We start from the raw sequence: 13,439 nt of genomic DNA, 5'->3' as shown, positions 1-13,439 counted from the left end.
CAATATGAAGCGCCCCCAACAATCGGGGGAAACCACGCTGAAAAGGATCTGAGCATGTTCAAATTCGCAGGACTTACCCTCGCCGCGCTCACACTGAGCGCGGCCGCCCACGCCGATGTCGACCTGAAACTGGGCAGCACCGAGCGCGTCACCCGCCTCTTCGCCTATCCCAACAATTGCAGCGTGATCTGCTTTCGCAATTGGTCGCTGGAGCAGACCGTCGCCCATTATCTGAGCCAGAGCGTGCAGCGCGATGGTTACACCGATGCCAAGGTGCTGGTGAAGAACGATAACGGCCAGATTTACGCCGAAATCAGCGGCGTGCCTGAGGGGTACGACAAACCGCTGTCCGCCCTTCTCGATGCCGGCGATCTGGCTTATACCGGCGCGAGCAAACTCAATGCCGACGGCAAATGGGCCTATAGCTGGTATCTGTTCCTGCCACTGGGCATGGCGCTGGAAAATCGCAAAAGCGTCGAGCTGTTGCACTTCCCGCCGGATTACTCACTGACTCAGGCTCAGGATTATCTGCGTTCGAACACCACCGACCGCTGGGCAACGCTGTTGACGGTCAATGGTATCCCTGCCGAGCAGACACCTGCTTACCAGACCATCATCGACATCGCCCCGATTGCCGCGCCGTCCAACGCCGGCAGCGATCTGGAAGGCGTCTATGACTACTTCAAGGACTACCAGACCACACTGGTCAAACAGTTCAGCCAGACCGCCAAGGGCACGACGCTGCCGATGGTGGCTTTCGGCGCCCCCGTGCGGAACTGGATCAAGCAGCAATACGGGCCGACCGTGAATGTTCTGGGCCTGGCGACCATCAGCCCGAGCACAGGCGTGAACGTGCCGGTGCTCGGTTCGAACCACCCGAGTTACATCTGGTACGCCGCCGACCCCAAGAGCTACACCGGCGACGATGCGCAGGCCAAAGCCGATGCTGCTGGTTTGAAAGTGATGGGGCAGGATTTGAGCGCCGCCTGCTGGCAGGCCGGGATGGGCAGCAAACCGGGAAGTGATCCGCAAGCCACGCTCAACAGCTGCACCCAGACCTGGCAGGTGACGCAAAAGGTCAAAACCTGCGAGCTGTTCTACACCTCGATCCGCAACCTGAAGCCGGAAGAGGCCGCTGCCAAGTGCACGACCACGCCGATCAAGGCGCAACTGCAACAGCTCAAAGCCCCGCTGCCAGCCGCTGCGGTTCCCGCTCCACATCTGTAATCGAGCAGACGTGATTCCTGTGTCAGTCATGACTGACGCGGGAAAGCGTCTATCTCGACTGTCAGATCTGACAGTAGACCGGCTATACCTATACGAATAGATTGGATCCAAAGAAACGTGTCACCGTGTTGACAGGACGTCAACCAAGGAAGTCGCAGCCCCTTGCGACAAGGATTGTTATGAATACCCATGCCGTTGCTGGATCCGCTCCACGCGATACCGAAGGCATCTACCCCTTCGCCGGACTGCCGGTGCGCCTCGGGTTTCCATCCAGCGCCGACTTCGAAGTCATTCACGATCAACACGGCAACCCTGTGGCGGTTGCCGCGCGCCGTGAGTTTCTGCATACCAGCCGGATGTGCCGGGTTTCGGGGCAATTGCTGCCCTATCGCTGTCGACAGACCCGCCAATTGCTGACCGGCATTCATATCTACGATCCGCGCTTTTGCGGATTGCTCGAACACGCCTGCGACCCAAATGTGTTTCTCGACATGAGCGAACTATGGCTGTGGGCGTTGAAAGATATCCACAGGGGCGAGCGACTGACCATGGATTACGCCGCCACCGAAGACAAACTGCTGCGCCAGTTTGCCTGCGGTTGCGGGTCTTCGCGTTGCCGAGGGTGGATCACCGGTTACAACGAACCACCGAGCATTGAGGGCCAGCACTTTCTGCAGCGCTGGCACCGGCAATGCTCACGTTGAACAGCCCCTGAAAAATCCGGGTTACAACTCACCGACCGGACGCAAACGGTATTGCGGCGGCAACTGTTCGAAACCGCTGATGGTCGTGTTCAGGCTTTTCCAGCGACCGTCCTTGATGCCATAGATGCAACCGTGAATCGACAGGCTCTGCCCGCGATGCCAGGCGTTCTGGATGATGCTGGTGTGGGCGACGTTGGCCACTTGCTGGACGACGTTGAGCTCGCACAGTCGGTCGACCTGTTCTTCTTCGGTTGGCAGCTTGGCCAGCTCTTCACGTTTTTCGTAGTACAGATCGCGGATCGAACGCAGCCAGCCGTCGATCAGGCCGAACTGACGATCCTGCATCGACGCCCGCACGCCGCCACAGCCGTAGTGGCCGGTGACCAGGATGTGTTTGACCTTGAGCACATCGACGGCGTACTGGATCACCGACAGGCAGTTGAGGTCGGTGTGCAGGACCACGTTGGCGACGTTGCGGTGAACGAACAGATCTCCCGGCAGCATGCCGACGATTTCGTTGGCCGGCACCCGCGCGTCGGAGCAGCCGATCCATAGATATTCGGGGGTTTGCTGGCGAGCCAGTTTGGCGAAGAAATCCGGGTCTTCCTTGGTGATCGCGTCAGCCCAACGCTCGTTGTTATCAATCAGGTCTTGTAAGTCATGCATGCTGTAAGGCCTCAAGAAAGATGCGCAGCTTTGACAGACAACCGTCCGTCGGGGTCACGAAAGGATCGCAAGTGTTTTGATTGGAATTCTCGCGTGCCGGGTGTGTCCACCCAAGTAAGGCCCACAGTATGAGGAATTGCCATGACTGATTCACGACGCCCTTACGATGCGGTGCAACCGGAGCCCATCGATGATAACGAAGACCGCATGGGTTCGGTGCATGAGCTGAATTTCGACGACGAAGACCCGAGCGCAAAGATCGGTGATGAATTGCCGGAGCGCGAACGCGAACGGCTGATGCCAGAGCAACGCGTGCGTGAAGCCGGTCTGACTGGGGCATCAACTGATGACCACGAGCCTACCGATGATGACATGAGCCCGGAAACGTTGATCCACGAGGACGGTGCCCGGGATGCCGAGGAGGCTGGCGAAGACAATCAGGCCGATTGGGATTTGAGCATTATCGATGAAGATGACATCGGCGGCGGCAATGGTCTTGATGAAGCAGAGCTAGCGCGGCGCGAACCGCTGGATGGCAACCGCTGATTTTTGTTGCCCGTTAAAGCGCTTTCGCGAGCAAGCTCGCTCCCACAGGGGTTTGGGTTGATCACATTATTTGTGTACGACCAAAATCCAGCGTGGGAGCGAGCCTGCTCGCGAAGCTTTTAAGCAATATCAGTCAACCAGGGTGCAGGCCATGACCACCGCATCTTCACGCCCACCCACCGCCGGATAGTAATCCCGACGCCGGCCAATCTCGTTGAAGCCATAACGCTCATACAACTTGAACGCCGCGGTATTGCTGTCGCGCACTTCGAGAAAACACTCGCGAGCCTCGGCGGCATAGGCCCGCGACATCAAATGCTCCAGCAACGTCAGCCCCAGCCCACGCCCCTGATTCTCCGGTTTCACCGTGATATTGAGCAGATGCGCCTCATCAAGAATGATCTGCACCACGCCGTGGCCGACTTGCTGCTGACCTTCGAACATCAGCCAGATCTGGTACTTGCCCAAGCCGTCGAGAAAAATCCCGCGGGTCCATGGATGGCTGTACGCCGCGTATTCAATCTTCAGCACGGTGTCCAGATCCGCCTCGGTCATCGGGCGGAACGATACAGCTTCACTCATTCGATTCTTTCCAGCGCGCCATCAGCCGACGCATGGCTTGCCACACAGCGGCTTTGCGCTGCGGCTCTTCCATTAATAATTCCAGACCCGGGAGGGCCCAGGCCGAGCCCAGGCCTTCGATCTGCAATTCACGATTGAACGCTTCGGCGTCCGCCTCACCGGCAAAACGCACTGCCGGCAGGCCGATCAGCCACAGGCAGGCACAAGGCGCGGCTTCCATCTGCACAGAAAGGAAACCCTGCACAAAGTCGCGCGCCGCGTCCGGGCCTTGATCCATCGTGCCGCGATTGAGCCACGGCCAACGCACCGGCTCACCAACGATCTGCGGCGCATCCGGCAGACCGGCGGCGCGCAGCATGTCTTTGAGCAGCAGATAAGCGGGGTCGCGACTCTGGAAGGGTTCGCCTGTGGGTAACTCCACCAGCAGCAGACAACGCCCGGCACGCAGCAATTGCAGGGCGAAACGCGGTGGCGGCACAGGGGCTGGTTTGGCGACCACCGGTGTGTCGTCGACTTCTTCCACCGGTTTGGCGCCGGTGCGGGTGCTCGCCAGCGAGGGGCGCGGCACTTCGATCTTCGCCCGCTCGACCGGATGCGCTGCAGCCGCTTGCACCGGAGCGTCGGCCTGCGGAGCCAGCACCACCGGCACCTCAACCTCAGGCTCGGGCATGTCCAGCAGCTCGGGCCGCGACGGGGCGGCGAAGGGCAATTCGGTGCGCGGCAGCCAATTGACCACCTGCATGGCGTTCAAATAGGCGCGGCGGCGGGACTCGATAAGCAAGGGTCGGCCACTTGTGGATAACTGAAAGTGCGCTGATTCTACCGCCCTTCGCTAAAGATCGCCCGCTGTTGATCGATAGTCTTGACCTAAACAAAAGCGACAGCCCGTCCCGAGAGTGAATCGCATCCTTCGTGATGCAGTACAATCGCGGCTTTTAATCGCCAACCAGCCGGCCATTCCGATGATCGAACCCAAGCGCGTCTTGCGCGCCCTCGCTGAACACTGGGCACTTCTGGAGCCACTGTGCGAGCACTTCGACCAAGGCACCTTGAGCCTCAACGAACTGCGCACGCAACTGGCCGCCCAACAACTAGACAGCACGCCGCAGGACATCACCAGCCTGCTCGACGTGTGGATTCGCCTCGATATCCTGGTGCCCGTGGCGAAAAGCCCGAACCGTTTCGAGCTGAACGCGCAGATCCACGACTTCCTCGCCTACCTGCGCCGTGAGCACCGTCTGGGCCTGTGCCTGGAAATCGAAGCCTATCTGCGCCACCTCGAACGTCTGGCCGGTTACATCCAGGACGCGTTCGACATCCGCGACGGCAACGACCTCGCCCGTCAGTTGCGTCTTCTCGATATGCGCGTGCGCGACGTATTGAAGAAGCTCGACAACGACGAACAGGCGCTGGTGGCCGTCGCCGAACGGGCGAAAACCAGCGACCGGCAGATTCCGTTGCGTCAGCGTTACGCCGAAGTGTTGGCGACTTGGGACGAATACGTCGAGCCGATGATCGATCTGGTGAACGCCGACGGCGCCTTCGAACAAGGCGTGCGCAAGGTCGAAACCGTGCTGCTGAAGATGCTCAGCGAACAGCAGCGCCTCGGCCATCTGGTCGATGACGACATGCTGCTGCGCACCCACGCGCGCATCCTCGAAATGCAGACCAGCGCCCAACTGACCTTGCGTCACGCCCGCGAACTCCTGCTGCCGCTGCGTGAAGAAGCCCGTCGGCACAACGCCGTGACCCGTGGCGCCGCGCTGGCCCTGGCGGCGATCCGCCGCAAAGGCATCGACGCCGTGCCACAAGCCGCGATGCCACTGTTCACCCGGCCGCAAAGCACCTTCCTCGGCAGCGCCAGTCAGGTTGAAGCCTACGTTTACGCTTTGGCGCGTTTCGAGCCGAAACCGGCGCGCTTCCCCAAGGCGCACAAGACTCACAAGGGCGAGGCCCCACGTGCGCCGCGCACCGTGCGCGAGATGGTCGATCGTTGCGAAGAATCCCTGCCGATGCCGGACTTGATGACCTGGCTGCTGGAGCAGGAACCGGACGGTGCGACCGACGAATTGCTCTACTGGTTCTCGCGCCTGTCGCGGGAAAAACGCTTCCAGCGCGAGCGTCTGGAACGCCGCGAATACCACACTCACGAGCACCAGGTCAGCCTGCGCTCCTTCGCCCTGCTCTCGGCCCGCGACACCGCCGCCGAGGATTCTGCGAGCATCCCCAATGCATCTTGATCTCTCCGAACTGTCCCAACTGGCGCCGATCTTCCGCGAACTGTTCAAGGGCTACCACGTCAGCCGCCGCGACCCGGAGCTGTACACACAACTTTCGAACTTCCAGGATCAGTACCGCACGCTGTTCAAGGCCTTGGGTTTTGAACTGGTCTGCGACACCCGTGGTTTCTACTACTTCGTGCCGGACATGGCCGCGGCGGCGGTGAACAAGACTGCCCAGCGTCTGGCGCTGTTCACCTTCATCCTCGTCGAGCATCTGGCCGACCAGGGCCGCGACCCGATCGCCGTGCTCGACGGCGGCAGCCTCGGCCGCGAAGAACTGCCGTCGTTGCTGGAGAAGTACCGCGACCTGTTTATTCAGGCCGAAGTGCAGACGGTTGAAGAGCTGGAAGAAAAAATCATGCGCCGCATGACTCAACTGGGTTTCGCTGGCGAAGAAAACGGCGTCTACCGGTTCCTGCCACCGATGCACCGTTTCCTCGACGTGTGCCTGTCAGTGCAGCAAGACCGCGATCTGGCCGCCAGCGTCCACAGCGTTCTGCCGCTGCCGGCGCCGGTGCTGATCGACGAAGGAGCCGAGGCGAAATTCCTCGAAACCGACGATCCGCTCGATCTTTCCGAATTTGATGAAGAAAGCGAAGAAGACGCACTGGCCCGCGCCATTGCCGAAGAACAGGAGTCCGACGCATGAGCCAGGAACGCTACGGCATCCGCCGCTTTGCCCTTTTGAACACCGCCGGTTACAGCCTCGGCCTGTTTCCGCTGGAAGAACCACTGTCGGTCTACGGCGCAAACAACCTCGGTAAATCAGCGTCGATCAACGCCTTGCAGTTCCCGATTCTGGCGCGCATGTCGGACATGAGTTTCGGCAAGTACAGCCTGGAACAATCGCGGCGTTTCTACTTCGCTTCCGACACCAGCTACATCCTGGTTGAAGTGAACCTGCCCCACGGCCCGCACGTGATCGGCGTGGTCGGTCGCGGCCCGGGGGGCGGTTTCGGCCACCAGTTCTTCGCCTATGCGGGCAAACTCGATCTGGCTCATTACCAGAAAAACGACACCTGCCTGCGTCAGAAAGAGCTGTTCAGCAACCTTGAGCGCGAAGGCCTGAAAGCCTACGAGCTCAAACCTGACGAACTGCGTCGTTTGCTGGTCGGCGGTCACACGTCGATCCCGCTGGATCTGACCCTGATCCCGCTGCGTTCCACCAGCGAGCAGAGCCTGAAGACCTTCCGCGCGCTGTTCATCAACCTGCTGCACATGCGCGAAATCACTGCGGCCAAACTCAAGCAGCTGTTCCTCGATGCCTTCGAACACAGCCTGCGTTCCGGCAGCGTCGACTACATCGCCGCGTGCGAGGAAGCGTTCCGCGACGTGCGTCGTATGGAACAGGACTACAACTCGCTGGTTGCCGCTGGCCCATTGGTTGAAGCCTTGGCCAACGGCGTGAAACAACGCGACGTGCTGCGCGGCAAATTGCATCGCCTGTCGCCGTTGCTCGACTCGTTGCTTGGCACCTGGTCGGACTACGCCAGTGCGCGCAAAGAAGAGCTGACCATTCAGGCCGACCACTACCGTGGCGAGCAGGACGCTCTGCAAAACAATCAGCGTGGCGGCACTCAGGAACTGATGCGTCTGGAGCGGGAAATCTCCGGTATCCAGCGCTGGCTCGGCGAGCTGTCGGTACTGAAAAACCGTTTCGCGCTGGTCGACGACGTCAAAGTGCTGGAGCAGCAACTGCTGGCGGCCAAAGACGCCCACGACGAACTGGCCGGGGCCTTGGCGCAATCCCGTCAGTTCAGCGCCGAAGATCTGGAAGAGCGTCTGCGCGATCTGGAAAAACGCCTGAAGTCGGTGAAGCAGCAACTCGATCACGCCGACAACAACAGCTATGCGCGCCTGCGCGAAGAGTTCTCGCAACAGGACGTCGAGCGTTTGATGCGTCTGTTCAACAGCGCGCTGTTCAGTCTGCCGCTGGGCGAACACGGCATCACCCTCGACGAGGATGGCGAGTGGGTCAAATCGGTTGAATTGATCCTTGATGGCTTCAAGGGCGAACGCTTCGAAGTGCCGGGGCTGTCGATCGACATCTCGCACATCGAGCCGCCGGCCCTGCAAGCGCTGGCCGACCGCGCCGCGCTGCGTGATCAGAAAGAGCGTCTGGAAAAAGAGCTCAAGCAACTGAAAACCCAGCAAGCCGTGGCCGCCGACCGCGCCGCGAGCAAGACCCAGACCGAAGCGCTGTACCAGCAAGTGCTGGATGCGCAGAAAGCGCTGGAAGACTTCCGTCGCACCCAGACCTTGAGCGCCGAAGAAGGCGACAAGCTCGAACAACTGGCGCAAATGGAAGGCGCGCAGGACGAGCTCAAACGCTCCAGCGATGCGTTCACCGAACGCGTCCAGCAACTGTCGGCCAAGCTGCAACTGGTCGGCCGGCAGATCGCGGACATGGAAGCCAAGCAACGTACCCTCGACGACGCTCTGCGCCGCCGCCAACTGCTGCCGGCGGATCTGCCGTTCGGTACGCCGTTCATGGACCCTGTCGACGATTCGATGGACAACTTGCTGCCGCTGCTCAACGACTACCAGGACAGTTGGCAGGGCCTGCTGCGCGCCGATGGCCAGATCGAAGCGCTGTATGCGCAAGTGCGCCTCAAAGGCGTGGCCAAGTTCGACAGCGAAGACGACATGGAGCGCCGTCTGTCACTGCTGATCAACGCTTACGCGCACCGTACCGACGAAGCCCTGACCTTGGGCAAGGCCCGTCGTGCAGCGGTCACCGACATCGCCCGGACCTTGCGTAACATCCGCAGCGACTACGACAGCCTCGAGCATCAACTGGCGCTGTTCAACCGCGAGATCAACAAGCGTCAGGTCTCCAACCTGCAGAGCTTCCGCATTGTGCTGGCACCGAACAAGGAAGCGCTCAAGCACATCGACCAGATCATCCACAGCGCCGGTCAGTACGAAGAAGGCGAAACACTGTCAGTGTTCGATCTGAGCCAAAGCGCCGAGCAGGACAACAAGAACGAAGAAGCCAAGGAATACCTGGCACGGCTGGTGGCGGCAAACCACAACCAGCTCGGCCTCAAGGACTTGTTCGAACTGGCGTTCGAGATCACCAAGGTTAACGGTCAACCGGTGATTCACACCGACATCGACGGCGCGGCGTCCAACGGCACCACCATGACCATCAAGGCGCTGACCAACATGTACTTGTTGCTGCACTTGATGGATCGCGATCTGGCCGGTCGCGTACGCTTGCCGTACTACCTCGACGAGGCGGCGGACATCGACGAGAAGAACCAGGCCGCATTGCTGGAAACCAGCCTGCAACTGGGCTTTGTGCCGATTCTGGCGAGCGTGAAGCCGCAGGTCTGCGCCAGTGTCGCCATCGACCTGGAAGGCGGCAGCGGCCCGGCGGGGATCTACATTGACGAGGCGGACTGGAAGTACATCCGTCGCCATGATGTGGTGAAGGCGACGCTGAATGTTGAAGCGGATGAACCGCAGATGGATGCGGTTTGACCGGCATTAACTGAAGGCAATAAAAAGGGCCGCGATCTGCTTGGATCGCGGCCCTTTTTTATGGCTTGGGGTTTGTGCTGATTTTTAGGGCCCTATCGCGAGCAGGCTCACTCCTACAGTTGGAATGCGCTCCCCTGTAGGAGTGAGCCTGCTCGCGATGACGGCAGTGCAGTCGCCGCAAGCTTACTTACCCAGCGAAATCTTCGGCGCCCAAGTCAGCCACTCATCCTCAAACTTGTCGAACAACGGGAAAGTCTGCTCAGGACGCGCCGGATTACCCATGCGCTCGCCATCCGGTGTAGCGAAGGCAATGCCACCCTGGATCGCCGTCTCAAGCGACTCCGTGCGTACCGTCAAACCATTGAACAGACCGATATCGAAGCCTACACCGCTGGTATTCCAGAACCGGCTGCCACTGCGCACCAACGGCGCGTACTTCGGCTCGATCAGGATATGTACCAACACCCGGTCGGCGGTCTGACCCAGTTCATAACCAGTGACCTTACCCACAGTGATTTCACGATAAGTCACCGGCACACCCGGTTTCAGCGAGCCACGGCGAGCAGCGCTCAATACCAGACTCAAACCCGCCTCTTGCTTGGTCACTTCCGGCGCATTGGCCAGTGCCACGAAGTTGTTCTGCGGGCCGAGGTTCTTCGCCGCCGGTTGCACCTCAATGTATTGACCGGTCACCAGGGTTTCCAGGTTCGATGTCTTCATCAAACCCAACTCCGGCTTGACCACCCAGAACTGACTGCCAACGCGGGCAATCTTCTCCGGCACTTCAGTGATGCGCGCGGTGAGGATGACCGATTGCAGATCGTCAGTCAGGTCGACACTTTCGATCTTGCCGACATCCAGGCCTTTGAAGCGAACCGGTGTGCCGCTGCGCAAACCGTCGGCGCGATCAACCTTGATCGTCACCACGGCGCCCTTCTGATTCGCGTCGTCATGGTTGGCGAACAGACGGAAGCGTGGAATGCGCTTCTGCAATGGCGCCTTGGCCTGCGGCGTTTCGAAGGCGATACCGCCGGCCATCAACGTCTGCAATGACTCGCTCTTCACTTGAATCCCGCCCGTCAAACCACCGGTCAGTGTGATACCGCTGACATTCCAGAAACGGGTCGAGGCATTGACCAGGTTTTCGTATTCCTTATCGATGTGCACACCGATGACCAATTGCTTCTTGGTCTTGGAGAACTGGTAGCTTTGCACCGAACCGACCTTGACCTGCTTGTACAGAATCGGGCTACCCACATCGATGGAGCCGAGGGCATCGGTGAACAGCACCAGGTGCAGGCCCGGCGAACGCAGATCCAGCGGCGGCGCTTTTGGCCTGGCCTCGAATTCGCGTTTCGGTGCCGCACCTTTGTCGCCCGGGCGTACAGCGATGTAGTTACCTTTCACCAGCGCTTCCAACCCGGTGATACCGGCGAGGGAAATCGACGGTTTGACCACCCAGAACTGAGTGCCATCGACCAGATAGTCCTCAGCCAATGGATCAAGGGTGAGCTCGGCTGTGGCGCTGTTCAAATCCGGATCAACTTTCAGCGCTTTCATGTTGCCGACCTGAATACCTTTGTACATCACCGGCGTGCGGCCGGCCTGCAGGCCTTCGAAGTCACTGAGTTTGACCTTCACGCGGATGCCGGCAGCGGCGGCGTCGAAGTCTTCGTAGAGACGGAACGGCAGGCTTGGATCTGTCGGTGGACTGTCCTTGCGGTTCTCTGGCGTTGCGAAGGCGATACCGCCGGCAACAATGCTCGCCAAGGATTCGCTACGCACTTTTACTCCGGACAGATTGGCATCGATGCTGATGCCGCTGGCGTTCCAGAAACGCGTGTGTTTGCGCACGAGTTTGGCGTAGGTCGGCTCGATAAAGACTTTGAGTTCGACCGTGCTTTGATCTTCCGAAAGCAGGTAGCTTTTCACCTGGCCAACCTTGATCTGCTTGTAGAACACCGGACTCCCGCGATTCAGCGAACCGAGGCGATCAGCCTTGATCGTCAGGTGCAGACCGGGTTTGGCGTCGGAGAGCGGCGGCTCTTCGGCGAGCGCCTTGAACTTGCGCGCAGGCTCGCCTTCGCCGGGGCTGATGGCCACGTAGTTACCGGACACCAGGGTTTCCAGACCGGTAATACCCGCCAAGGTCACGCTGGGTTTGACCAGCCAGAAGCGAGTGCTTGTCTTGAGGTACTGCCCGACGTCCTTGTTCATCTCGACCGTGGCAATCACTCCCTTGGAGTTGCCTTCGTCGTCGAGTTTGAGCGCCTTCACCTTACCGACCGACATGCCTTTGTACATGACCTCGGTCTTGTTGGCCTGGATGCCTTCGCCGCTTTCGAAGCGAACCTGGATCTCGATACCGGTTTCGGAATAGGCACGCCAGCCGAGCCAACCGCCGATGATCAGCGCAATCAGAGGCAGTACCCAAATGGCAGACCAGTTCGAGGCCGGTCGGGTTTTCGCTACGGGCAAATCAGTCATGGTCGTCGTCCGACTCCGTGTTATCCCAAATCAGTCGGGGATCGAAAGTTACTGCGGCGAGCATCGTCAAAATCACCACAGTGGCGAAAGCGATGGCGCCAAGATTGGCTTCGACACTGGCAAGCCTGCCGAAATTGACGACCGCCACCAGAATGGCGATCACAAAAATATCGAGCATCGACCAGCGACCGATGAACTCGATGAAGCGGTACATCCAGATGCGCTGACGGGCCGACAACGGCTGACGTCGTTGCACCGAAAACAGCAGCAGGGCGATACCGACCAATTTGAAAGTCGGCACCAGAATACTGGCGATGAACACCACGGCAGCAATTGGAATCATGCCGTGCTGCACCAACTGGATCACACCGGACATGATGGTGCTCGGATCGCCTTGCCCCAAAGAACTGACAGTCATGATCGGCAACACATTGGCCGGAATATAGATAATTGCCGCCGTGATCAGCAGAGCCCAGGTTCGGGCCAGACTGTTTGGACGCCGAGCATGAACCAATGCACCGCATCGAGTGCAGGTTTGCTCATCGGTGTCCGCTTCCTGCCTGTTCAATTCGTGGCATTCGGTACAAATCAGAATGCCCGCATCAATCGCCCGCATGAGCATCCTCTCCAGATAACGCCTGCCAGATCTGATGCGGTGACATCACCACTTCCAGCCAGACCTGTACCAACAACAACGCAATGAAACACACCAGGCCGAAACCGACAGTAATGGCCGCCATGTCCGCCAGTTTGACGATCGCCACCAGTACGCCCATGAGGTAGACCTCAAGCATTCCCCAATCTTTGAGGTGATGGTAAATGCGGTAGAGCAACAAACCGTAGCTGCGACCGATGTTGAAGCGGATTGTTAGCAATACGATCAACTGGCAGAGCAATTTGATTAACGGTATGGCCATGCTGCACAGGAATACGACGATCGATACACCTTGCATGTCCGTGTTGAACAAACCGACCACACCGCTCCAGACAGTGTCCTGCGACGATTGCCCGAGTAGATTGAGCTCCATGATGGGTAAAAAGTTCGCTGGTACGTAGAGCAGCAGTGCCGCGATTACCAGGGCAAGGCTACGCTGCACCACGTTATGGCGGTGGGCGTATAGCTCGTAACCGCAGCGTGGACAGAGGGCCTTCTCACCGTGGGCAAGTTTTGGCTTGCGCATCAGCAAATCGCACTCGTGACAGGCCACCAAGTCTTCCAGCGGTAAATCTGACAGCCCGGGGGCGTCAACCGACTCTGACATAAAGGCTCTGGCTCCGAAAAAGGTGGGGCTATTCTAGTGTTCTGATTGGAAAATAACTGTGCAAATTTGTTCGCAGGCTAAGCAAAAAACTTTCCTGCGGGCAAAACAAAACCCCAACTGCTTTCGCAATTGGGGTTTCGGAATTTAATCTTGACGATGACCTACTCTCACATGGGGAAACCCCACACTACCATCGG

At 59.3% G+C, this 13,439-nt stretch carries 12 protein-coding genes; 6 read left to right on the top strand and 6 right to left on the bottom strand.

The window, feature by feature from the left end:
• The first annotated feature begins 54 nt into the window (after positions 1–54).
• Together ACIOVB_RS22200 and ACIOVB_RS22195 are read left to right on the top strand one after the other, a co-directional pair.
• Positions 55–1,227 carry a hypothetical protein gene (locus ACIOVB_RS22200; RefSeq protein ID WP_401271420.1) on the top strand — a complete coding sequence of 391 codons (1,173 nt, stop codon included), beginning with the start codon at positions 55–57 and terminating at the stop codon, positions 1,225–1,227.
• A 179-nt stretch (positions 1,228–1,406) separates the two neighbouring features.
• Positions 1,407–1,931: an SET domain-containing protein-lysine N-methyltransferase gene (locus ACIOVB_RS22195; protein ID WP_187678074.1), complete on the top strand. Its 525-nt coding sequence runs from the start codon at positions 1,407–1,409 to the stop codon at positions 1,929–1,931.
• 21 nt (positions 1,932–1,952) lie between these two features.
• Here ACIOVB_RS22195 and can read toward each other — a convergent pair whose 3' ends face one another.
• Positions 1,953–2,597 (bottom strand): carbonate dehydratase, encoded by a 645-nt coding sequence (gene can / locus ACIOVB_RS22190; RefSeq protein ID WP_401271417.1) that lies wholly within the window; start codon positions 2,595–2,597, stop codon positions 1,953–1,955.
• A 141-nt stretch (positions 2,598–2,738) separates the two neighbouring features.
• Here can and ACIOVB_RS22185 point away from each other — a divergent pair, with 141 nt between their 5' ends.
• Complete coding sequence (locus tag ACIOVB_RS22185; protein ID WP_401271415.1) at positions 2,739–3,143, top strand: serine kinase/phosphatase; 405 nt, start codon at positions 2,739–2,741, stop codon at positions 3,141–3,143.
• Positions 3,144–3,272: 129 nt separating this feature from the next.
• Here ACIOVB_RS22185 and rimI read toward each other — a convergent pair whose 3' ends face one another.
• Both rimI and ACIOVB_RS22175 read right to left on the bottom strand, forming a co-directional pair.
• Positions 3,273–3,725, bottom strand: a complete 453-nt coding sequence (gene rimI, locus ACIOVB_RS22180) for a ribosomal protein S18-alanine N-acetyltransferase (protein WP_187681331.1) — start codon at positions 3,723–3,725, stop codon at positions 3,273–3,275.
• Positions 3,718–4,467, bottom strand: coding sequence for an energy transducer TonB (locus tag ACIOVB_RS22175; protein ID WP_401271453.1), 750 nt, complete (start codon positions 4,465–4,467; stop codon positions 3,718–3,720). The genes rimI and ACIOVB_RS22175 overlap by 8 nt, the downstream gene beginning before the upstream one ends.
• A 220-nt stretch (positions 4,468–4,687) precedes the next feature.
• Between ACIOVB_RS22175 and mksB the strand changes: the two genes are divergently transcribed.
• From mksB to mksF, 3 genes are read left to right on the top strand one after another with little or no spacing between them, the layout of a single operon-like run.
• On the top strand, positions 4,688–5,965 hold the full coding sequence (gene mksB, locus ACIOVB_RS22170) for an Mks condensin complex protein MksB (protein ID WP_401271411.1): 1,278 nt from the start codon (positions 4,688–4,690) through the stop codon (positions 5,963–5,965).
• Positions 5,955–6,656, top strand: a complete 702-nt coding sequence (gene mksE / locus ACIOVB_RS22165) for an Mks condensin complex protein MksE (RefSeq protein ID WP_401271408.1) — start codon at positions 5,955–5,957, stop codon at positions 6,654–6,656. The genes mksB and mksE overlap by 11 nt, the downstream gene beginning before the upstream one ends.
• Complete coding sequence (gene mksF, locus ACIOVB_RS22160; RefSeq protein WP_401271405.1) at positions 6,653–9,493, top strand: Mks condensin complex protein MksF; 2,841 nt, start codon at positions 6,653–6,655, stop codon at positions 9,491–9,493. The genes mksE and mksF overlap by 4 nt, the downstream gene beginning before the upstream one ends.
• Positions 9,494–9,676: 183 nt before the next feature.
• Here mksF and ACIOVB_RS22155 read toward each other — a convergent pair whose 3' ends face one another.
• From ACIOVB_RS22155 to ACIOVB_RS22145, 3 genes are read right to left on the bottom strand one after another with little or no spacing between them, the layout of a single operon-like run.
• On the bottom strand, positions 9,677–11,980 hold the full coding sequence (locus ACIOVB_RS22155; RefSeq protein WP_401271402.1) for an intermembrane transport protein PqiB: 2,304 nt from the start codon (positions 11,978–11,980) through the stop codon (positions 9,677–9,679).
• Positions 11,973–12,596, bottom strand: a complete 624-nt coding sequence (locus ACIOVB_RS22150) for a paraquat-inducible protein A (protein ID WP_187681336.1) — start codon at positions 12,594–12,596, stop codon at positions 11,973–11,975. The genes ACIOVB_RS22155 and ACIOVB_RS22150 overlap by 8 nt, the downstream gene beginning before the upstream one ends.
• Entirely contained in the window at positions 12,583–13,242 is a 660-nt protein-coding gene (locus ACIOVB_RS22145; protein WP_401271400.1) for a paraquat-inducible protein A, read from the bottom strand. The genes ACIOVB_RS22150 and ACIOVB_RS22145 overlap by 14 nt, the downstream gene beginning before the upstream one ends.
• Between the last annotated feature and the right edge of the window lie 197 nt (positions 13,243–13,439).

Source organism: Pseudomonas sp. NPDC087639 (assembly GCF_044743385.1).
Classification (GTDB): domain Bacteria; phylum Pseudomonadota; class Gammaproteobacteria; order Pseudomonadales; family Pseudomonadaceae; genus Aquipseudomonas.
The sequence above is the reverse complement of the archived record's forward strand: the minus strand, read 5'-3'. Positions and strand labels throughout refer to the sequence as shown.